At 73.7% G+C, this 19,263-nt stretch carries 15 protein-coding genes; 9 read left to right on the forward strand and 6 right to left on the reverse strand.

What is annotated here, in order from left to right; genetic code table 11:
• Nucleotides 1-174 precede the first annotated feature (174 nt).
• Together EDC50_RS12640 and EDC50_RS12645 are read left to right on the forward strand one after the other, a co-directional pair.
• Nucleotides 175-1,092, forward strand: a complete 918-nt coding sequence (locus EDC50_RS12640; RefSeq protein WP_242002968.1) for an FAD:protein FMN transferase — start codon at nt 175-177, stop codon at nt 1,090-1,092.
• A complete protein-coding gene (locus tag EDC50_RS12645; protein WP_123770834.1) occupies nt 1,089-2,732 on the forward strand; it encodes a flavodoxin domain-containing protein in 1,644 nt (547 codons plus the stop codon). The genes EDC50_RS12640 and EDC50_RS12645 overlap by 4 nt, the downstream gene beginning before the upstream one ends.
• A gap of 167 nt (nt 2,733-2,899) precedes the next feature.
• Here the strand turns inward: EDC50_RS12645 and EDC50_RS12650 are convergent, their stop codons facing one another.
• Nucleotides 2,900-3,574: a HutD/Ves family protein gene (locus EDC50_RS12650; protein WP_123770835.1), complete on the reverse strand. Its 675-nt coding sequence runs from the start codon at nt 3,572-3,574 to the stop codon at nt 2,900-2,902.
• Nucleotides 3,575-4,026: 452 nt separating this feature from the next.
• The gene (locus tag EDC50_RS12655) at nt 4,027-4,362 is read right to left on the reverse strand and encodes a ComEA family DNA-binding protein (protein ID WP_123770836.1); all 336 of its coding nucleotides are present in this window, start codon (nt 4,360-4,362) and stop codon (nt 4,027-4,029) included.
• Nucleotides 4,363-4,582: 220 nt separating this feature from the next.
• Here EDC50_RS12655 and EDC50_RS12660 point away from each other — a divergent pair, with 220 nt between their 5' ends.
• Nucleotides 4,583-6,091, forward strand: coding sequence for a M20 family metallopeptidase (locus EDC50_RS12660; protein ID WP_123770837.1), 1,509 nt, complete (start codon nt 4,583-4,585; stop codon nt 6,089-6,091).
• Nucleotides 6,092-6,405: 314 nt separating this feature from the next.
• Nucleotides 6,406-6,654 carry a GlsB/YeaQ/YmgE family stress response membrane protein gene (locus tag EDC50_RS12665; RefSeq protein ID WP_123770838.1) on the forward strand — a complete coding sequence of 83 codons (249 nt, stop codon included), beginning with the start codon at nt 6,406-6,408 and terminating at the stop codon, nt 6,652-6,654.
• Nucleotides 6,655-6,976: 322 nt separating this feature from the next.
• On the opposite strand, the gene cysN is transcribed toward EDC50_RS12665, so the two are convergent.
• Nucleotides 6,977-8,854, reverse strand: a complete 1,878-nt coding sequence (gene cysN / locus EDC50_RS12670) for a sulfate adenylyltransferase subunit CysN (protein ID WP_123770839.1) — start codon at nt 8,852-8,854, stop codon at nt 6,977-6,979.
• A complete protein-coding gene (gene cysD / locus EDC50_RS12675; protein WP_123770840.1) occupies nt 8,854-9,792 on the reverse strand; it encodes a sulfate adenylyltransferase subunit CysD in 939 nt (312 codons plus the stop codon). The genes cysN and cysD overlap by 1 nt, the downstream gene beginning before the upstream one ends.
• Before the next feature lie 170 nt (nt 9,793-9,962).
• On the opposite strand from cysD, the gene EDC50_RS12680 reads away from it, so the two are divergent.
• Genes EDC50_RS12680 through EDC50_RS12690 form a run of 3 tightly spaced genes read left to right on the forward strand, consistent with a single transcriptional unit; the run spans nt 9,963 to nt 14,244 of the window.
• Nucleotides 9,963-11,765, forward strand: coding sequence for an assimilatory sulfite reductase (NADPH) flavoprotein subunit (locus tag EDC50_RS12680; protein ID WP_123770841.1), 1,803 nt, complete (start codon nt 9,963-9,965; stop codon nt 11,763-11,765).
• 17 nt (nt 11,766-11,782) lie between these two features.
• Entirely contained in the window at nt 11,783-13,507 is a 1,725-nt protein-coding gene (gene cysI, locus EDC50_RS12685) for an assimilatory sulfite reductase (NADPH) hemoprotein subunit (RefSeq protein ID WP_123770842.1), read from the forward strand.
• Nucleotides 13,504-14,244: a phosphoadenylyl-sulfate reductase gene (locus tag EDC50_RS12690; protein WP_123770843.1), complete on the forward strand. Its 741-nt coding sequence runs from the start codon at nt 13,504-13,506 to the stop codon at nt 14,242-14,244. The genes cysI and EDC50_RS12690 overlap by 4 nt, the downstream gene beginning before the upstream one ends.
• Nucleotides 14,245-14,345: 101 nt before the next feature.
• On the opposite strand, the gene EDC50_RS12695 is transcribed toward EDC50_RS12690, so the two are convergent.
• Nucleotides 14,346-15,692 carry a formimidoylglutamate deiminase gene (locus EDC50_RS12695; RefSeq protein WP_123770844.1) on the reverse strand — a complete coding sequence of 449 codons (1,347 nt, stop codon included), beginning with the start codon at nt 15,690-15,692 and terminating at the stop codon, nt 14,346-14,348.
• A gap of 230 nt (nt 15,693-15,922) precedes the next feature.
• Between EDC50_RS12695 and hutI the strand changes: the two genes are divergently transcribed.
• Complete coding sequence (gene hutI, locus EDC50_RS12700) at nt 15,923-17,155, forward strand: imidazolonepropionase (protein ID WP_123770845.1); 1,233 nt, start codon at nt 15,923-15,925, stop codon at nt 17,153-17,155.
• 380 nt (nt 17,156-17,535) lie between these two features.
• A complete protein-coding gene (locus EDC50_RS12705) occupies nt 17,536-18,726 on the forward strand; it encodes a dipeptidase (RefSeq protein ID WP_123770846.1) in 1,191 nt (396 codons plus the stop codon).
• A 253-nt stretch (nt 18,727-18,979) separates the two neighbouring features.
• On the opposite strand, the gene EDC50_RS12710 is transcribed toward EDC50_RS12705, so the two are convergent.
• On the reverse strand, nt 18,980-19,171 hold the full coding sequence (locus EDC50_RS12710) for a 30S ribosomal protein THX (RefSeq protein WP_123770847.1): 192 nt from the start codon (nt 19,169-19,171) through the stop codon (nt 18,980-18,982).
• Nucleotides 19,172-19,263: the final 92 nt, after the last annotated feature.

Below are 19,263 nucleotides of genomic sequence, written 5' to 3' on the forward strand. Positions count from 1 at the left end.
TGACGGCCCATGCGGTCGCGTCGCCCCGCTCCGGTCCTTCCCGGCGTTCGACGAGAGAAGCTCGCCGCCGCGCCTGCAACGCGTTTCGCCCCGACCCACGAAGCCATCGTGTCCCACGCATCGCCGCTGCCACGCCCCGACGACCTTGCCCTGGCCACGCTGGGCGGCGCGACCATGGGCACGACCTGGTCGGTCAAGCTGGCCGCGCCGGCGCGCGCCGACCTGCATGCGCTGCATGCGGCGATCCAGGCGCGGCTGGACGGCCTGGTCGCGCAGATGAGCAACTGGGAGCCGGATTCGGAACTGAGCCGCTACAACCGCGCCGCCGCCGGCAGCTGGCACGCGCTGTCGGACGACTTCGTCCGCGTGCTGCAGGCCGCCCTCGCGGTCGCCGAGGCCAGCGGCGGCGCGTTCGACCCGAGCCTCGGCGCGCTGGTCGAGGCCTGGGGCTTCGGTCCGGCGGGACCGGTCGCGTCGGTGCCGGACGCAGCCGCGCTCGCGGGCCTGCGCGCACGGCGGGGCTGGCGCGAGGTCGCGCTCGACCCCGCCGCGCGGCGGGCACTGCAACCCGGCGGCGTGGCGCTGGACCTGTGCGCGATCGCCAAGGGTTATGCGGTCGACGCCGTGGCCGCGCTGTTGCGCGGCCGCGGCATCGCCGGCGCGCTGGTCGAAGTCGGCGGCGAGCTGTACGGCTACGGCCGCAAGCCGGGCGGCGAGCCCTGGCGCGTGCTGGTCGAGGCCTGGCAGGGCGACGAGGACGCCGCCGCCGAGCCGCGCGTGCTCGCGCTCGACGGCCTGGCGGTGGCCACCTCCGGCGAGCGCTGGCACCGCTACGAGCGCGACGGCCGCCGCTACAGCCACACCGTCGATCCGCGCAGCGGCGCGCCGGTGCACGACGCGCCGGTCGCGGTCACGGTCGCCGCCGCCGAGGCGATGCAGGCCGACGCCTGGGCCACCGCGCTGACCGTGCTCGGCACCGACGCCGGCCATGCGCTGGCCTGCGCACACGGGCTGGCGGCGCGTTTCGTCGCCGATGCGGCGCACGGCCACGCCGAGCGGATCACGCCGGCCTTCGCGACGTTGCTGGCATGAGCGCGCTGCCGCGCCCCGCGTTCGACCGTGCCCGCCTCGGCAACGCCCTGGCGCTGCTGGCGCTGGCCTCGCTCGCGTTCGCGTTCGCGCATGGGCACGGCGATTGGTGGCAGGCCGCGCCGCGCGACCTGCGCTGGCTGGCCGCCGCCGCGGCGCTGCTCGGTTATTTCGGCCTGTGCGCGGCGACCCTGCGGCGACGCGCCGAGGAAAGCGCCGCGGCCGTGGCCGACGCGCCCGCCGGCGCCGATGCGGTGCTGCTGGCCTGGGCCAGCCAGACCGGTTTCGCCCGGCAACTCGCCGAGCGCAGCGCCGCGGCCCTGCGCCAGGCCGGGCTTGCGGTGCGGCTGGCGCCGCTGCACGGCGTTGATGCGGAGACGCTGCGCGCGCACCGGCGCGCGCTGTTCGTCGTCAGCACCACCGGCGAGGGCGATCCGCCCGACCATGCGCTGGGCTTCACCCGCGCGCTGCTCGGCCGCGAGCTGGCGCTGGACCGGCTCGAATACGGCGTGCTCGCCCTCGGCGACCGCAACTACGCCCAGTTCTGCGGCTTCGGCCGCCGCCTCGATCGCTGGCTGCAGCACGGAGGCGCGCGGCCGCTGTTCGACCGCGTCGACGTGGACGCGGGCGATGCCGGCGCGCTGCGCCACTGGCAGCACCACCTCGGCCAGCTCGCCGGCCGGGCCGACCTGCCGGACTGGAGTCCGCCCGCCTACGGCGCCTGGCGCCTGCGTGCGCGGACCTGGCTCAACCCCGGCAGCGTCGGTGCGCCGGTGTTCCATCTGGCGCTGGAGCCGGAAGACCCCGCCGACCTGGCCTGGCAGGCCGGCGACATCGCCGAGGTGGGGCCGCGCCACGGCCGCGGCGAGATCGCGCGCTGGCTGGCCGCCGCCGGCCTCGACGGCGACGCCGAGGTGCGCCATGGCCAGGAGCGCCTGCCGCTGGCGGCGCTGCTGGCGCGCTCGCGCCTGCCGGCGCCGGAGTCCGTGCACGGCCGCGCCGCGCAGGCCGTGGCCGAGGCGCTGCAACCGCTGCCGCATCGCGAATACTCGATCGCCTCGTTGCCGGCCGACGGCGCGCTGCATCTGCTGGTGCGGCAGCATCGCGACGGCGACGGCCGGCTGGGTGTCGGCAGCGGCTGGCTGACCGCGCACGCCGGGCTCGGCGACTGGCTGGACCTGCGCGTGCGCCGCAATCCCGGCTTCCATCCGCCGCAGGACGACCGCCCGCTGATTCTGATCGGCAACGGCACCGGCATCGCCGGGCTGCGCGCGTTGCTGAAGGCGCGCATCGCCGCCGGCCACCATCGCAATTGGCTGCTGTTCGGCGAACGCTGCGCCGCGAGCGACTTCCACTACCGCGACGAGATCGAAGCCTGGCAGCGCGACGGCCGCTTGCAGCACCTGGACCTGGCGTTCTCCCGCGTGCCCGGGCCGGGCGCCGGCACCGCCTACGTGCAGCACTGTCTCGGCGCGCGCCGCGAACGCCTGCACGAATGGCTGGCGCAGGGCGCGGCGGTGTACGTCTGCGGCAGCCTGCAGGGCATGGCGCCGGCGGTGGACGCGGTGCTCGCCGAAGTCGCGGGCCGCGACACGCTGGAGGCGATGGCGGCCGACGGACGCTACCGCCGCGACGTGTACTGACCGCCTCGCAACGGGCGCAAGCTGCGGCGCGGCCCCGGGCGCGTCGAGGGCACCCGGGCGGTCACCCGGCTCGCGGGCGGGTGATGCGGGGGAGCGGCCCGGGTTCGCCGGTCACCGCGGCGCGCGGCGGTGCGCCTGTATCCCGCCCGCCGCCTCGCCGCATCGGATCATGCCCGCGGCTCGATCCGGACCAGCAGCAGTTCGCCGCCGCCGTCGAGCAGGTGCCGCAGGCGTTCCTCGCCGGCACACAGGATCGCGGTGTCGCCGGCGGCCAACGCCGGCAAGCCGGAGGCGTCGTCGAAACGCGCCTGTCCGGCGAGCAGGTGCGCGGCCCAGCGGGTGCCCGGCTCGACGAAGATCACCATCGGCCCGACCAGGGGCCGGTGCCAGAGCGTGGCGCGCACGCGGTCGCGCCGCCACATCAGGTTGAAGTCGTGGGTGGGGCCGTCGAGCAGTTCGCCGGTCACGGCGCGCTCGCCGGCGAAGCGCGCGCGCTGGTGCGGCGGATGCAGTTCGCGCACTTCGCCGTCGGCGAAGCGCAGGCGCAGGCCGTTGCCGGAGAGCAGCACCAGTTCGCGGTCGACCCCGGGAAAGCACGAGAACGCCGCATCGCGCTCGATCTCGGCGATCGACAGGCGCCAGTCCCACGGCGGCGGCGCGGCATCCGGAGCGGGGTCCGCGGCAGCGGCGGACGCGCCCTGCGCGGCCGGCACCGGGGCGGCGGCGGACGCCAGCGTGCCGGCGTGGATCTCCCGCGTCCAGCCGAGCCGGTTGCGCCAGCGCTCGCGGCGATATTCGTTGGCGGGGATCACCCACGCGCGCGGGCGGGCATCGGACGGCATCGCATCGCTCCTGTGTCGCAGGCGACCAGTCTAGCGGTGCCGCAACGCGCGCCCGGCAGCGGAGCGCCATCGTCCGCTCGCGCGCGCCCGCGTCGGCGCGCGCCCGGCGCCGGACACCACCGGCGCGAACCGGCTCGGCTGCCTGGTCGTCCGGCGAAAAGCTCAGGAAGCGACGGTGGGGGCCCTCGCCCGTACACGGCGGACGCGAACGCACGGAGCGGACCTCGGCCGGCCGCCGCGATGCGTCGTGCCGCGGATTCCAGCCGGGTTCGGCTTCGCGTTCTTCACCGCGCCGTCCGCCCGGCACGCGGGCGTTCGCAAAAGCGCCGCCGCACCGCGGGTCCTTCCGCGATGCGGGCGGCTCGACCTCCCTGTCCGGGACCCCCCGTGTCCCATCGGGCGTCCTGCCCGACCTTCGTCGGCGCCGCATCCGTGGGCGCCGGCATCACGCCTCAGCGCTTGGCGGTGGCGGTGGCTGCGGTGGGGCGCGCCGCAGGCTTGGCCGCCGGCGCGGCGCCGCCGACCACGATCCGGTCGCGGTTCTTCTCCACCGTCCTCAGCCCGATGCCCTTGACCAGGGCCAGCTGTTCGGGGCTCTTGAACGGGCCGTTGGCCTTGCGGTAGGCGACGATGGCCTCGGCCTTGGACGGCCCGACGTTGAGCAGCACGCGATCGATGGTGGCCGCGTCCGCGGTGTTGATGTTGACCTTTTCCGCCGCGGCGGCGGACCCGGCCAGCAGCAGCGACAGCAACACGGACTTGGCGGCGAGAGCGAGAGCAGTCTTCATGGCTTGAACTCCGTGAGTGGGATTCCGTTCCGGCCGGCGTTCCGCGGCTTCGCGGCGGCGGCGCCGGCGGAGAAAAGTCTGCCCATCGCGCCGGCGCGGCCCATCGCCGCGAACGCCGCCGAGGCCCCGGCCCGCGCCGCAGCGCAAGGTAGGAAAAGTCCTATCCGCGGGCGCAGGCGTAAACTGGCGCCTTCCCCCGTTCCGTTCCGAGGCCCTGCCCATGGATGCCCAGAAGATCGATCGCTACGTCGGCGAGAAGTGGGACGACGACATCGTCCCGCAGCTCGTCGAATACATCCGCATCCCGAACAAGTCGCCGATGTTCGACGCCGACTGGGTGGCGCACGGCTACATGGACGATGCGGTGCGGCTGATGGAGGCGTGGGCGCGCCAGCAGCCGATCCCGGGCATGCAGGTCGAGGTGGTGCGCCTGGAGGGCCGCACGCCGCTGATCTTCATCGAGATCCCGGCGGCGAACGGCGGCAGCGACGAGGATTGCGTGCTGCTGTACGGCCACCTCGACAAGCAGCCGGAGATGACCGGCTGGGACGAGGGCCTCGGCCCGTGGACGCCGGTGCTCAAGGGCGACAAGCTGTTCGGCCGCGGCGGCGCCGACGACGGCTACGCGATCTTCGGCTCGCTCGCCGCGATCCTGGCGCTGCAGGAGCAGAAGCTGCCGCACGCGCGCTGCGTGGTCCTGATCGAGGCCTGCGAGGAGTCCGGCAGCTACGACCTGCCCGCCTACGTCGACCACCTGGCCGGGCGGATCGGCAAGCCTTCGCTGGTGGTGTGCCTGGATTCGGGCTGCGGCAACTACGAGCAGCTGTGGTGCACCACGTCGCTGCGCGGCCTGGCCGGCGGCAATCTCACGGTGAAGGTGCTGAGCGAGGGCGTGCATTCGGGCGACGCCTCGGGCATCGTGCCGTCCAGCTTCCGCCTGCTGCGGCAGTTGCTGTCGCGGATCGAGGACGAGAACACCGGCCGCATCCTGCTCGACGGCCTGCACGTGGACGTGCCGGCCGAACGCCTGGAGCAGGCGCGCCAGGCGGCGCAGGTGCTGGGCACGGCGGTCTACGACAAGTTCCCGCTGCTGCCGGGCATGCGGCCGATGTTCAACGATGCGGCCGCGGAGGACCTGGCCGAGCTGGTGCTCAACCGCACCTGGCGCCCGGCGCTGTCGGTGACCGGCGCCGACGGCCTGCCGCCGCTGGCCTCCGCCGGCAACGTACTGCGGCCCCACACCTCGGTGAAGCTGTCGCTGCGCTTGCCGCCGACGCTCGACGGCAAGCGCGCCGGCGAGCTGCTGAAGGAAGCCCTGTTGCGCGACCCGCCGAACGGCGCGCACGTGACGCTGGACCTGGAGAAGGCCTCGACCGGCTGGAACGCGCCGGCGCAGTCGCCCTGGCTGACCCGGGCGATCGACGCCGCCAGCCGCGAGTCCTTCGGCCGCCCGGCGATGTACATGGGCGAAGGCGGCTCGATTCCGTTCATGGGCATGCTCGGCGAGAAGTTCCCCGGCGCGCAGTTCATGATCACCGGCGTGCTCGGCCCGCATTCGAACGCCCATGGGCCGAACGAGTTCCTGCACATCCCGATGGGCAAGCGGGTCACCGCCTGCGTCGCGCGGGTGGTCGCCGAGCACCACCATGCCAGCCGGCGCGGCGAGACCCGCGGCGCGGCGGTGGCGCCGGACAGCGGCGAGCGCCACGGCGCGCACGGCTGCTGCTGAGCGGGCGCGCGTTCGCCGCGCAGCGGGCGGAGCGCGCCGCTGGCCCCGGGTTCCAGCGGCGAGGCCGCACCCGGCTCGTTCGACTCGCCGCCCGGAGCGTCGCGCCTTCGCGGCGGCGCGCGTCGGCTCCGGGCGGGGCCGAAGCGCCGCGGCCCGGCCTTCGCGCGACGAGCGAGCAGCGGCAGGCCGCGCCGGGTGCCGGACGCCGGCGCCGCGCGCCGCGTGCCCGCGCCGGCGGCCGGCCTTGCCTCGCCGCCGGCAGGACGGGGTAGGATGCGCTCGCGTCACCCACCATCCCGTCTTACGGAGGAGCTATGGGCAGCATCGTCTACACGATCATCATCGGCGCGGTCATCGGCGTACTGGCACGCTTCTTCAAGCCCGGCGCGGACCCGATGGGCTGGATCCTGACCATCCTGCTCGGCATCGCCGGCGCCTGGCTCGGCAGCCTGGTCTACGCCGGCGGCGGCTTCATCGGCTTCGTGATCTCGATCCTGTGCGCGATCGCGCTGCTGTTCGTGTACGAACTGATCCGCAAGAAGACCGCCAAGCCGGCGGTTTGACGGCAAGGCTTCGCGGACCCCGGCTTCGGCCGGGGTTCTTCGTTTGCGGATCGGTGTGCAGGGCGCCCCGGTCCGCCGCACGGCATCGGCCGTCAGTCCGGACGCCGCCGCGAGCGCGGCGCGGGGCTCGTTCGCCGGAGGCAGGCAAGGCCGCCCTGCGGGCCTGCGCCGCGGGATCTGCCGCTCGCGGAAAGCCGCACCGCCGCGCACGGCAGGACCACGTCGCCCGGTGCCGTGGAGAGCAGGACGGGCGCGCCCCGTCGCTGCGCCCGGACCACCGGATCCGCGCGAAGGCGGCCCCGGCGCGGCGCCGCAAGCGCCTTCAGTCCAGCAGGTGGTCGATCACCTTCTGCGCCAGCGCCTCGGCCGATTCGGCGACCGTGTCCAGGCGCAGCTCGGGCGCTTCCGGCGCCTCGTAGGGCGAATCGATGCCGGTGAAGTTGCGCAGCTGGCCGGCGCGCGCCTTGGCGTACAGGCCCTTGACGTCGCGCCGTTCGGCGACTTCCAGCGGCGTGTCGACGAACACCTCGAGGAACTCGCCGTCCGCGAACAGCTCGCGCGCCATGCGCCGTTCGGCGCGGAACGGCGAGATGAAGCTGACCAGCACGATCAGCCCGGCGTCGGTCATCAGCCTGGCGACCTCGGCGACGCGGCGGATGTTCTCGACCCGGTCCTCGGCGGTGAAGCCCAGGTCCTTGTTGAGGCCGTGGCGGACGTTGTCGCCGTCGAGGATGAAGGTGTGGTAACCCATCGCGTGCAGGCGCTTCTCCACCAGGTTGGCGATGGTCGACTTGCCCGAGCCCGACAGGCCGGTGAACCACAGGCAGCGCGGCTGCTGGCCCTTGATCCGCGCGCGCGCCGCCTTGTCCACGTCCAGGTGCTGCCAATGGATGTTGCCGGCGCGGCGCAGGGCGAAGTCGAGCGTGCCCGCGGCGACGGTGGCGTTGCTCTGGCGGTCGATCAGGATGAAGCCGCCGAGCGTGCGGTCGTCGGCATAGGCCTCGAACGGCACCGGCTGGTCGAGGTAGAGGTTGCAGTAGCCGACCTCGTTCAACGCCAGGCGCTTGGCCGGCAGCGGCTCCTGCGTGTTCACGTCGATCTTGTGCTTGATCTCGGTGACGCTGGCGCCGACCGTGCGCGTGCCGATCTTCAGCCAGTAGGGCCGGCCGGGCAGCAGGGCCTGCTCGCCCATCCACAGCAGGTGCGCGGCGAACTGGTCGGCGACCTGCGGCGGGCGCCTGGCGTCGGCGATCACGTCGCCGCGGCTGATGTCGAGCTCGTCGGCCAGGGTGAGGGTGATCGCTTGGCCCTCGCCGGCCACGGCGAGGTCGCCGTCGGCGGTGACGACGCGCGCGACGCGCGAACGCCGCCCGGACGGCAGCGCCACGATTTCGTCGCCCGGGCGCACCTCGCCGGCGGCGACGGTGCCGGCGAAACCGCGGAAGTCCTGGTTCGGCCGGTTCACCCATTGCACCGGCATGCGGAAGCCGAGGTCGCGGTCCGCGCGCGCGATCCCGACCGTCTCCAGATGCTCGAGCACGCTCGGCCCCCGGTACCACGGCATCGCCGGCGAGCGCCGCAGCAGGTTGTCGCCGCGCAGCGCCGACAGCGGCACCGCCTGCACCTGGGGAACGCCCAGCTGCGCGGCGAGCGCGCGGTAGCCCTCGGCGATCGCCTCGAACGCCGCGCGGTCGTAGCCGACCAGGTCCATCTTGTTCACCGCCAGCAGCACGTGGCGGATGCCGAGCAGCGAGACGATGTAGCTGTGCCGGCGGGTCTGCGGCAGCAGGCCCTTGCGCGCGTCGACCAGCACCACGGCCAAGTCGGCGTTGGACGCCCCCGTGGCCATGTTGCGGGTGTACTGCTCGTGGCCCGGGCAGTCGGCGACGACGAAGCGGCGCCGCTCGGTGCCGAAGTAGCGGTAGGCGACGTCGATGGTGATGCCCTGCTCGCGCTCGGCCGAAAGGCCGTCCAGCAGCAGCGCGTAGTCGATCTCCCCGTCCTGGGTGCCGTGGCGGCGGCTGTCGGCCTCCAGCGCGGCGAGTTGGTCTTCGAACAGCGCGCGGGTCTCGTACAGCAGGCGGCCGATCAGCGTGCTCTTGCCGTCGTCCACGCTGCCGCAGGCGATGAAGCGCAGCAGGTCGCGGCTTTCGTGCCGGCGCAGGTAGGCGGCGACGTCGATGTCCGGCGGGCGGCCCATCAGAAGTAGCCCTCCTGCTTCTTCTTCTCCATCGACGCCGACGGGTCGTGGTCGATCACCCGGCCCTGGCGTTCGGAGGTGGTGGCCACCAGCATCTCGGCGATGATCTTCTCCAGCGTGTCCGCCTGCGACTCGACCGCCCCGGTCAGCGGATAGCAGCCGAGCGTGCGGAAACGCACCGACTTGAGCGCCGGGATCTCGCCGGGACGCAGCGGCAGGCGGTCGTCGTCGACCATGATCAGCGCGCCGTCGCGCTCCACCACCGGCCGCGGCGCGGCGAAGTACAGCGGGGGCACCGGGATGCGCTCGCGGTAGATGTAGAGCCACACGTCGAGCTCGGTCCAGTTCGACAGCGGGAACACGCGCACGCTCTCGCCCTTGCGGATGCGGGCGTTGTACAGGTTCCACAGCTCGGGGCGCTGGTTCTTCGGGTCCCAGCGATGCCGCTCGTTGCGGAAGGAGAAGATCCGTTCCTTGGCACGCGACTTCTCCTCGTCGCGGCGGGCGCCGCCGATCGCGGCGTCGAAGCCGAACCGGTCCAGCGCCTGCTTCAGCGCCTGGGTCTTCATCACGTCGGTATGCACCGCGGCGCCGTGGTCGATCGGGTTGATGCCCTGCGCCAAGCCTTCCGGGTTGGTGTGCACGTGCAGGGTCACGCCGGTCTCGGCGGCGCGGCGGTCGCGGAAGGCGATCATCTCGCGGAACTTCCAGCCGGTGTCGACGTGCAGCAGCGGGATCGGCGGCTTGGCCGGGTAGAACGCCTTGAGCAGCAGGTGCAGCAGCACCGAACTGTCCTTGCCCACCGAGTACAGCAGCACCGGATTGCGGAACTCGGCCGCGACCTCGCGCAGGACGTGCAGGCTCTCGGCCTCGAGGCGGTCGAGATGGCTCCGCCCGGGACGCGGTTCGTGGCGGAGCGGGGCGGCGGGGGCGGACATCGGCGGCGGCAGCTCCGGGCGCCGGGGCGGCGCGGTCCGCCGCATTGTATGGGCGGCGGCACCGTCGCCCGGAAATAAGCCCCCGGTATGTGCGCATAACCGAGATTCCTTTCCGGCGGGCGCCGCGGGGGCCTAGCCTGCGAGCATTCCCGTCGCCCGGTCCGCCGCCCATGTCCGTTCCCGCCGCTCTCGCCACGCCGCTCAGCGAGGACCGGCTGGCCGCGCTCGCCCGCGTCACCGACGGCCTGGACGCGCACGCGCTGTGGTGGCTGTCCGGCTACGCCGCCGGCCTGGCCAGCCGCGGCGCGGTACCGGCCGCCGTCGCGCCCACCGGCGCGGCCGAGCCCATGCCCGGCGCGCGCCTCACCGTCGTCTACGGCAGCCAGACCGGCAACGCCAAGCGCGTGGCCGAGCGCCTGGCCGCGCAGGGCGAAGCGGCCGGCCTCGCGGTGCGGCTGCTGCGCGCCGATGCCTACCCGCTGCGCGAACTGAAGGACGAGCGCGCGCTGTGCCTGGTGATCAGCACCCAGGGCGACGGCGACCCGCCGGACGACGCCCGCGGCTTCGTCGAATTCCTCTCCGGCAAGCGCGCACCCGAGCTGAAGCAGCTGCGCTACGCGGTGCTCGGGCTCGGCGATTCCAGCTACCCGCAGTTCTGCGCGGCCGGGCGCAAGCTCGACGAACGCCTGGCCGAGCTGGGCGCGACCCGCCTGCTGGCGCGCGCCGACGCCGACCTCGACATCGACAGCGTCGCCGCGCCCTGGCTCGAGCAGGCGCTGGCCAAGGCCAAGGAAGCGCTGAAGCCGGCGGCGCCGCTGGCTACCGTCACGCCGCTGCGGCCGCTGCCGGCGGCGCCGGCGCACGGCCGCGAGGCGCCCTTCGCGGCCGAGCTGCTGCTCAACCAGCGCATCACCGGCCGCGGCAGCGCCAAGGACATCCGCCACATCGAACTGTCGCTGGAGGGCTCCGGCCTGCACTACGAACCCGGCGACGCGCTCGGCGTGTGGCCGGCGAATCCGCCGGCATTGGTGCAGGCCGTGCTGGAGGCGCTGCGACTCGACGGCGGGGCCATGGTCGAGCACGGCGGCGAGGCCCTGCCGCTGCGGCAGTGGCTCGGCGAGAAGCGCGAGCTGACCCGGCTGGCGCGGCCGTTCGTCGCCCGGCACGCGGCGCACGCGCGCAGCGACGAACTGAACCGGCTGCTCGCCCCGGATCGCCAGGCGGACCTGGCGCGGCTGCTGGGCGAGGCCCAGGTGCTCGACCTGCTGTTGCGCCATCCGGCCGCGTGGAGCGCGGAGGAACTGGTGGCCGCGCTGCGCCCGCTGACGCCGCGGCTGTATTCGATCGCCTCCAGCCGCAAGCACGTCGGCGACGAAGCGCACCTGACCGTCGCCCATCTCGAGTACGTGAACGCGCACGGCCGGCGCTGGGGCGCGGCCTCGCACCTGCTCGCCGCCAGCGCGGAAGGCGCGCGGCTGCGCGTGTACGTCGAGCCGAACGAACGTTTCCGCCTGCCCGCCGACGGCGGCCGCGACGTGATCATGATCGGCCCCGGCACCGGCGTCGCGCCGTTCCGCGGCTTCGTCCAGGAGCGCGCCGCCGTCGGCGCGCGCGGCCGCAACTGGCTGCTGTTCGGCAACCCGCATTTCCGCACCGATTTCCTCTACCAGGTTGAGTGGCAGCAGGCGCTGAAGGACGGCCGCCTGCACCGGCTCGACCTCGCGTTCTCGCGCGACCAGGCGCACAAGGTCTACGTGCAGGACCGGCTGCGCGACCGCGGCCGCGAGCTGTTCGACTGGCTGGAGGACGGCGCCCACCTGTACGTGTGCGGCGACGCCGCGCGCATGGCCAAGGACGTGCACGCGGCGCTGCGCGAGATCGTCGCCGCGCACGGCGGCAAGTCCGCCGAGGACGCCGAGGGCTACCTCAACGCCCTGCAGCAGCAGGGCCGCTACGCCCGGGACGTGTACTGATGAGCGGGAGCCCCGGCATGAGCGCGCATTCGGTCGAGGACATCAAGCGCGACAGCGCGCGCCTGCGCGGCACGCTGCTGGCCTCGCTCGCCGACCCGGTCACCGGCGCGCTGGCCGAGGACGACCAGACCCTGATCAAGTACCACGGCAGCTACCAGCAGGACGACCGCGACCTGCGCGAGGAGCGCCGCCTGCAGAAGCTCGAGCCGGCCTACCAGTTCATGATCCGCACCCGCACCCCGGGCGGCGTGGTCACGCCGAAGCAGTGGCTGCAGCTGGACGCCATCGCGACCACCTACGCCGAACGCGGCCTGCGCATCACCACGCGCCAGGCGTTCCAGTTCCACGGCGTGATCAAGCGCGAGCTGAAGGCGACCATGCAGGCGATCAACGCCGCGCTGATCGACACGCTCGCGGCCTGCGGCGACGTCAACCGCAACGTCGCCGTGGCGGCGAACCCGCAGCAGTCCGCGCTGCACGCGCAGGTGTGGGCGCAGGCGGCGGCGCTGTCCGAGCACCTGCTGCCGAACACCCGCGCCTACCACGAGATCTGGCTGGACGAGGAGCGCGTCGCCGGCAGCGGCAGCGAGGACGAGCCGATCTACGGCGCCGCCTACCTGCCGCGCAAGTTCAAGATCGGCTTCGCGGTCCCGCCGTACAACGACGTCGACGTGTTCGCCCAGGACCTGGGCTTCGTCGCCATCGTCGAGGACGGCGAACTGCGCGGTTACGACGTGACCGTCGGCGGCGGCATGGGCGCGACCCACGGCGACCCGGAGACCTACCCGCGCCTGGGCGACGTGATCGGCTTCGTCACCCCGCAGCAGCTGACCGCCGTGGCGGACGCCGTGGTCACCGCCCAGCGCGACTTCGGCAACCGCGCGCTGCGCAAGCGCGCGCGGCTGAAGTACACCATCGACGACCGTGGCCTGGACTGGTTCCAGGCCGAGGTCGAACGCCGCGCCGGGTTCGCGCTCGCGCCGGCGCGGCCATTCGCGTTCGTCCACAACGGCGACCGTTTCGGCTGGGTCGGGGGCGAGGACGGGCGCTGGCACCTGACCTTGCTGATCCAGGCCGGGCGCATCCGGGACCGCGACGGCGCGGCGCACCTGAGCGGCCTGCGCGAGATCGCGCGCGTCCTCGACGCCGGGGCGCCCGGCGCCGAGTTCCGCCTGACCGCGAACCAGAACCTCACCCTCGCCGGCGTGCCCACCGCGTTGCGCGAGCGCATCGATGCGCTCGTCTCGGAATACGGGCTGGACGGCTACCGTCGCGCCAGCCCGCTGCGCCGCGACGCGTTGGCCTGCGTGGCGCTGCCGACCTGCGGCCTGGCGATGGCCGAGGCCGAGCGCTACCTGCCCGAATTCGCCGGCAAGCTCGAGGCGCTGCTCGAGAAGCACGGCCTGCTCGACGCGCCCATCCACCTGCGCCTCAGCGGTTGCCCGAACGGCTGCTCGCGCCCGTACCTGGGCGAGATCGCGCTCGTCGGCAAGGCGCCGGGCCGCTACAACCTGATGCTCGGCGCCGACCGCCGCGGCCAGCGCCTGAACGCGCTCTATCGCGAAAACGCGGCCGAGCCCGAGATCCTCGCCGCGCTCGATCCGCTGCTCGCCCGCTACGCCGCCGAACGCGGGGCCGATGAAGGCTTCGGCGACTTCCTGCTGCGCAGCGGCATCGTCGCGGCGAAACCGTCCATCCCCCTGCAACTGCGCAACGAAACATCCGCTGGAGCCATCGCATGAGCGCCCTCCCCGACCCCGTCACCGCCGCCGAATCGCCGCGCGCCCTGGCCGAGCTCAACGCCTGGCTGGCCGAACGCAGCGCCGAGGAACGCGTCGCCTGGGCGCTGGAGCACGCCGCCGGCGAGCATGCGCTCTCCTCCAGCTTCGGCGCCCAGGCGGCCGTGTCGCTGCACCTGGTCACGCGCCAGCGCGCGGACATCCCGGTGATCCTGGTCGACACCGGCTACCTGTTCCCGGAAACCTACCGCTTCGTCGACGAACTGACCGAGCGGCTGCGGCTCAACCTCAAGGTCTACCGCCCGCAGATCGGCATCGCCTGGATGGAAGCGCGCTTCGGCCGGCTGTGGGAGAACGGCGTGGAGGGCATCGAGCGCTACAACAGGATGCGCAAGGTCGAGCCGATGCAGCGCGCGCTGCGCGAACTGGGCGTGCGCACCTGGATCGCCGGGCTGCGCCGCAGCCAGGCGCGTACCCGCGCCGGCATCGACTTCCTCGAACTGCGCGACGGCCGCTGGAAGCTGCACCCGATCGCCGACTGGAGCGACCGCGACGTCTGGGACTACCTGCAGCGCCACGACCTGCCCTACCACCCGCTGTGGCACCAGGGGTACGTGTCGATCGGCGACGTGCACACCACGCGGCCGCTGGAGCCCGGCATGAACGAGGAGGACACGCGCTTCTTCGGCCTCAAGCGCGAGTGCGGCCTGCACTTCGACAGCGAACCGAACGCGGCTTGAGCCGCCGCGCCGCGTCCCGGGGCGGTTCGTCCGCGTTCCTTCCGCCGCGAAGGACCGCTCGAATCCGGCCCGGGCGATGCCACGGCGGATCCGGATCCGCCCTACGCCCAGAGCCGCGCCAACGCCTGCCGGTAGCGCGCCGCGATCGCGTCGGCGGCAACGTGGCGGCCTTCCTTCACCACCTGGCGCCCGCCGACGTAGACCTCGCGTACCAGGTTGCGGTTGCCGCTGAAGATCCAGCGGTCGAGCGCGTCCTGCGCGCCCAGGCCGAACAGCTGCGGGGCGTCGGCGTCCAGCACCACGGCGTCGGCGTATTCGCCCCGCGCGAAGCGGCCGATGCGGTGTCCGCTCGCCCGGGCCGCGCTCTCGGCGACGCCGCGCAGCAAGGTCTCGCCGACGCTCGGCACCGCCGCCGACACCGCGACGTTGCGCCGCCGCGTCAGCAGGCGCTGGCCGTACTCCAGCCAGCGCAGTTCCTCCACCGGCGAGACCGAGATGTGCGAATCCGAGCCGATGCCCCAGCGCCCGCCGGCGTCGAGGTAGGCGCGCAGCGGGAACAGCCCGTCGCCGAGATTCGCCTCCGTGGTCGGGCAGATCGCCACGGTCACGCCGCTGCGGGCGAGGGCCAGCGTTTCCGCCTCGGTCAGATGAGTCGCATGGACCAGCGTCCAGCGCGCGTCGACCGCGGCGTTGGCGAGCAGCCACTCCACCGGCCGCGCGCCGCGCACGGCCAGGCAGTCCTGCACCTCGGCCACCTGCTCGGCGATGTGGATGTGCACCGGCGTCGCCGCGGGCAAGGCCTCGAGCACGGCCTGCATCGCCCCGGGCGGCACCGCGCGCAGGCTGTGCAGGGCGCAACCCACGTGCAGCCCGGGGCCGACCTGCCCGCACAGCGTCTCGACCAAGCGCAGATAGGCGTCGACGTCGTGACCGAAGCGGCGCTGGCGTTCGCTCAACGGCCGTCCGTCGAAGCCGCCGGTCATGTACAGCACCGGCAGCAGGGTGAGGCGGATGCCGGCCTCGCGCGCGGCGGCGACCAGCGCCAGCGACATCGCGGCGGGCTCGGCGTAGGGCCGTCCGTCCGGTGCGTGGTGCAGGTAGTGGAACTCGCACACCGTGGTGTAGCCGGCCTCGAGCATCTCCGCGTACAGCTGCGCCGCGACGGCCTGCAGCGTCTCCGGATCGAAGCGCGCGGCCGCCCGGTACATCGCTTCGCGCCAGGTCCAGAACGAATCCTCGGCGTGGGTCTGGCGCTCGGCGAGCCCGGCCATCGCGCGCTGGAACGCATGCGAATGCAGGTTGGCGACGCCCGGCAGCATCCACCGCGCGCTGCCGGTCGGCTCGGCCGGCTCCAGGGCGGCGATGCGGCCGTGCTCGTCGACCGCCAATCCGGCGTCGACGCGCCAGCCTTCCGGGGTCCACAGCATCGCGGCATCCAGCGTCTTCATGCGCGCATTCTCGCGCGCGCGGCGAGCCGATGCGAGGGCGCCCGCGCGTCGACCGCCTTGGCCGGCGAAGCCGGAGCGGCGGCCTGCCGCCTGCCAGCCCCGCCACCGCGGATGCAACGCGGGATCCGCCATGCGGCCGTCCCAACGGAACGGGCCGTCGCCGCGCACAGGAAGGATGGCCGCACCGGCCGCTTCCGGGTCGCGACGACACGACTGGCTACAATCCGCGCATGACCACCGCTTCCGCACCGATCTGGGACGGCCTGCTGCTCGGCGCCTCGCTGGCGACGCTGGCCGGGGCGCAGGGCTACGGCGAGGTCGCCGACGGCGCGCTGGGCTGGCGCGACGGCGTGCTGACCTACGTCGGCCCGCGCGCGGCGCTGCCGGACGCGCCGCCGCGGCTGGCGCGCGAAGTGATCGAAACCGACGGCGGCTGGGTCACCCCCGGCCTGGTCGATTGCCATACCCACCTGGTCTTCGCCGGCGAGCGCGCGCGCGAGTTCGAGCTGCGCCTGCAAGGCGCGAGCTACGAGGAAATCGCCCGCGCCGGCGGCGGCATCCTGTCCACCGTGCGCGCGGTGCGCGCCGCCGACGAGGACGCGCTGCTGCGCCAGTCGCTGCCGCGCGCGCAGGCGTTGCTGGCCGACGGCGCCACCACGCTGGAGATCAAGTCCGGCTACGGCCTGGACTACGAGAACGAGCGCAAGATGCTGCGGGTCGCGCGGCGCATCGGGGTCGAGCTCGGCATCGGGGTGCGCACCACCTGCCTGGCCGCGCACGCGCTGCCGCCGGAGTACGCCGGCCGCGCCGACGCCTACGTCGACGCCGCGATCGAATGGCTGCCGCGCCTGCACGCCGAGGGCCTGGTCGATGCAGTCGACGCGTTCTGCGAGGGCATCGGCTTCAGCCCGGCGCAGACGCGCCGGCTGTTCGGAGCCGCGCGCGCGCTCGGCCTGCCGGTGAAACTGCACGCCGACCAGCTCAGCGACCTCGGCGGCGCGGCGCTCGCGGCCGAGTTCGGCGGGCTGTCGGCCGACCACGTCGAGCACACCTGCGACGCCGGCGTGCGCGCGATGGCCGCGCGCGGCACGGTCGCGGTGCTGCTGCCCGGCGCGTTCCACGTGCTGCGCGAAACCAAGCTGCCGCCGCTGGACGCGTTCCGCGCGCACGGCGTGGCGATGGCGGTGGCCACCGATTGCAATCCGGGCACTTCGCCGCTGCTGTCGCTGCGCCAGGCGATGCAACTGGCCTGCACGCACTTCCGCCTCACGCCCGAGGAAGCGCTGCGCGGCGCGACCGTGCACGCGGCGCGCGCGCTCGGCCTGGCCGATCGCGGCGCCTTGCGCGTCGGCGCGCGCGCGGACTTCGTGCTGTGGGATATCGGCCATCCGGCCGAACTGGGCTACTGGCTGGGCGGGCGGCTGGCCCGGGCGGTGTATGCCGGCGGACGAAAACGGGCCTGACGGCGCAAGGCCCGTCCGGGAAGCCGGAACCTCTCTTTGCCGATGCCCCATTTCGTACCCGCCCGCATGACACTCCCCTGCGTTCGCGGTTTCCGCTTTTCGACGGCCCGCGGCCAGGCCGCCCGATCTGCCCGGGCATCACGGCGTCGAACCGGCGATGGAGGGGCGGCGTCCGGGTCAGGCAGGAGGCCCCGGCCGGGGAGGACGCGATGCCCTGGCGGGTCCGGCCCGACGACGCATCGGCCGAGCACGGAACGCCCGCAAGCCGCGCAAGGACCGATGGCGGATTCCGGCATCCGTCGTGGTGAGGGGAGACAGGCTCGCCCCGACCACGCCGGCGTGCGATCTTTGGCGCTCCATCGAATCCGGGGAATGCCTCGATGCGCCTGCTCGCGCTGCCCTTCGCCCTCCTGATCGCCGTCCAGACCCACGCCGCCCCGCCCGCCGCCGCGCAACGCCTCGCGCAGGACGCGGTGGTCGTCGACACCCACATCGACGCGCCGTACAACCTGATCGAGCACTGGGCCGACCTGGGCGGAGCCGTGCCGCAACGCCACTTCGACTACCCGCGCGCGCGCCAGGGCGGGCTGGACGTGGCGTTCATGTCGATCTACACCTCCGCCGGCGACGACGAGAGCGGCCAGGCCTGGCAGAAGGCGCAGATGCAGATCGACGCGGTCGAAGCGCTGGTGCAGCGGCATCCGGACAAGTTCGCGCTGCTGCGTTCGCCCGCCGACGTGGAGAAGCTGCGCGCCGGCGGCCGCGTGCTGCTGGCGCTGGGCATGGAGAACGGCGGCCCGCTCGGCGACGACCTGGCGAACGTCGCCAAGTTCCACGCGCGCGGGGTGCGCTACATCACCCTCGCCCACAGCCGCAGCAATCGCCTCAGCGACGCCTCGTACGAGGCCAGGCGCCCGCTCGGCGGGCTGAGCCCGTTCGGCGAGAAGGTGGTCGCCGAGATGAACCGGCTCGGCATGATGGTCGACGTCTCGCACCTGTCCGACGACGCGGTGCGCGACGTGCTGCGGGTCAGCCGCGCGCCGGTCATCGCCAGCCACTCGGCGCTGCGCCACTTCACCCCGGGCTTCGAACGCAACCTGAGCGACGATCTGGTGCGGGAGATCGCGGCCAAGGGCGGCGTGGTGCAGATCGCGTTCGGCACCGCCTTCGTCAGCCGCCAGGCGGCCGACGACACCCTGGCCTTCTTCCGCGAACTCGACGCGCTGCGCGCGCGCAACGCTCGGGCCGCCGCGGAAGGCCGGCCGGTCGAGAGCGAGGACGCGTTCGAGGCCGAGTGGGAGAAGCGCCATCCGGTGCCGCGGGTCGGGCTCGAGGTCGTGCTCGACCACATCGACCGCGCGGTGGAACTCGCCGGCGTCGACCACGTCGGCATCGGCTCGGACTTCGACGGCGTCACCGCGCTGCCGACCGGCCTGCAGTCGGTGGCCGACTACCCGAACCTGGTCGCCGGCCTGCAGGCGCGCGGCTACGGCGACGCCGACATCCGCAAGATCCTCGGCGGCAACCTGCTGCGGGTCTGGCGCGAGGTGGAGGCCGCGGCGCGGCGTTGAGCCCGGCCGCCGGGATGCGTTCCCGGCCCCGGCGCGCCTGCCCGTCGCGGTGGCGGCAGCCCCGGGCGGCATGGCCTCGCGCGGTCGTGGACACGGCGCCGTGGGCTCCCCGGCGGCGTTCGTGCCGCCGAAGGCCGCGCATGCCCCGCCTGCTCGAGGCCGGCGGGCACGGGCAGCGGCGACGATGCGGACGAGCGGTGGGCCAACGAAAAAGCCCCGCCGTAGCGGGGCTTTCGCGGCACGGCGGCGGCGCTTATTCCTTCGCGGCCTTCTTCACCGCGACCTTCTTCGCCGCCGGGGCCTTGGCCACGGTCTTGGCGGCCTTCTTCGCGGCCGGCGCGGCGGCGGTGCCGCTGGCCTTGGTCACGGCCTTCTTCGGCCGGGCGTTGCCGTAGCTGGAGTTGTAGCGCTTGCCCTTGGCGGTCTTGCGGTCGCCCTTACCCATGTTCGTGCTCCTGAATCTGTCTGATTACCGCAGGCTGGTGCGGGGTTTACGAGATCGCGCGGCCGCAGCGCGCGCAAGGCCGCGAAGTCTAC

The sequence above is a fragment of the Vulcaniibacterium tengchongense genome (genome assembly GCF_003814555.1).
Lineage (GTDB): Bacteria > Pseudomonadota > Gammaproteobacteria > Xanthomonadales > Xanthomonadaceae > Vulcaniibacterium > Vulcaniibacterium tengchongense.

Excerpts from the sequence above, each read along its gene's own strand:
- EDC50_RS12680 (WP_123770841.1), top strand. The coding sequence starts at position 9,963 with ATGTCCGTTCCCGCCGCTCTCGCCACGCCGCTCAGCGAGGACCGGCTG.
- EDC50_RS12655 (WP_123770836.1), bottom strand. The coding sequence starts at position 4,362 with ATGAAGACTGCTCTCGCTCTCGCCGCCAAGTCCGTGTTGCTGTCGCTG.
- EDC50_RS12695 (WP_123770844.1), bottom strand. The coding sequence starts at position 15,692 with ATGAAGACGCTGGATGCCGCGATGCTGTGGACCCCGGAAGGCTGGCGC.
- EDC50_RS12705 (WP_123770846.1), top strand. The coding sequence starts at position 17,536 with ATGCGCCTGCTCGCGCTGCCCTTCGCCCTCCTGATCGCCGTCCAGACC.
- EDC50_RS12660 (WP_123770837.1), top strand. The coding sequence starts at position 4,583 with ATGGATGCCCAGAAGATCGATCGCTACGTCGGCGAGAAGTGGGACGAC.
- EDC50_RS12650 (WP_123770835.1), bottom strand. The coding sequence starts at position 3,574 with ATGCCGTCCGATGCCCGCCCGCGCGCGTGGGTGATCCCCGCCAACGAA.
- EDC50_RS12640 (WP_242002968.1), top strand. The coding sequence starts at position 175 with ATGGGCACGACCTGGTCGGTCAAGCTGGCCGCGCCGGCGCGCGCCGAC.
- cysN (WP_123770839.1), bottom strand. The coding sequence starts at position 8,854 with ATGGGCCGCCCGCCGGACATCGACGTCGCCGCCTACCTGCGCCGGCAC.
- cysD (WP_123770840.1), bottom strand. The coding sequence starts at position 9,792 with ATGTCCGCCCCCGCCGCCCCGCTCCGCCACGAACCGCGTCCCGGGCGG.
- hutI (WP_123770845.1), top strand. The coding sequence starts at position 15,923 with ATGACCACCGCTTCCGCACCGATCTGGGACGGCCTGCTGCTCGGCGCC.
- EDC50_RS12690 (WP_123770843.1), top strand. The coding sequence starts at position 13,504 with ATGAGCGCCCTCCCCGACCCCGTCACCGCCGCCGAATCGCCGCGCGCC.
- EDC50_RS12665 (WP_123770838.1), top strand. The coding sequence starts at position 6,406 with ATGGGCAGCATCGTCTACACGATCATCATCGGCGCGGTCATCGGCGTA.
- cysI (WP_123770842.1), top strand. The coding sequence starts at position 11,783 with ATGAGCGCGCATTCGGTCGAGGACATCAAGCGCGACAGCGCGCGCCTG.
- EDC50_RS12710 (WP_123770847.1), bottom strand. The coding sequence starts at position 19,171 with ATGGGTAAGGGCGACCGCAAGACCGCCAAGGGCAAGCGCTACAACTCC.
- EDC50_RS12645 (WP_123770834.1), top strand. The coding sequence starts at position 1,089 with ATGAGCGCGCTGCCGCGCCCCGCGTTCGACCGTGCCCGCCTCGGCAAC.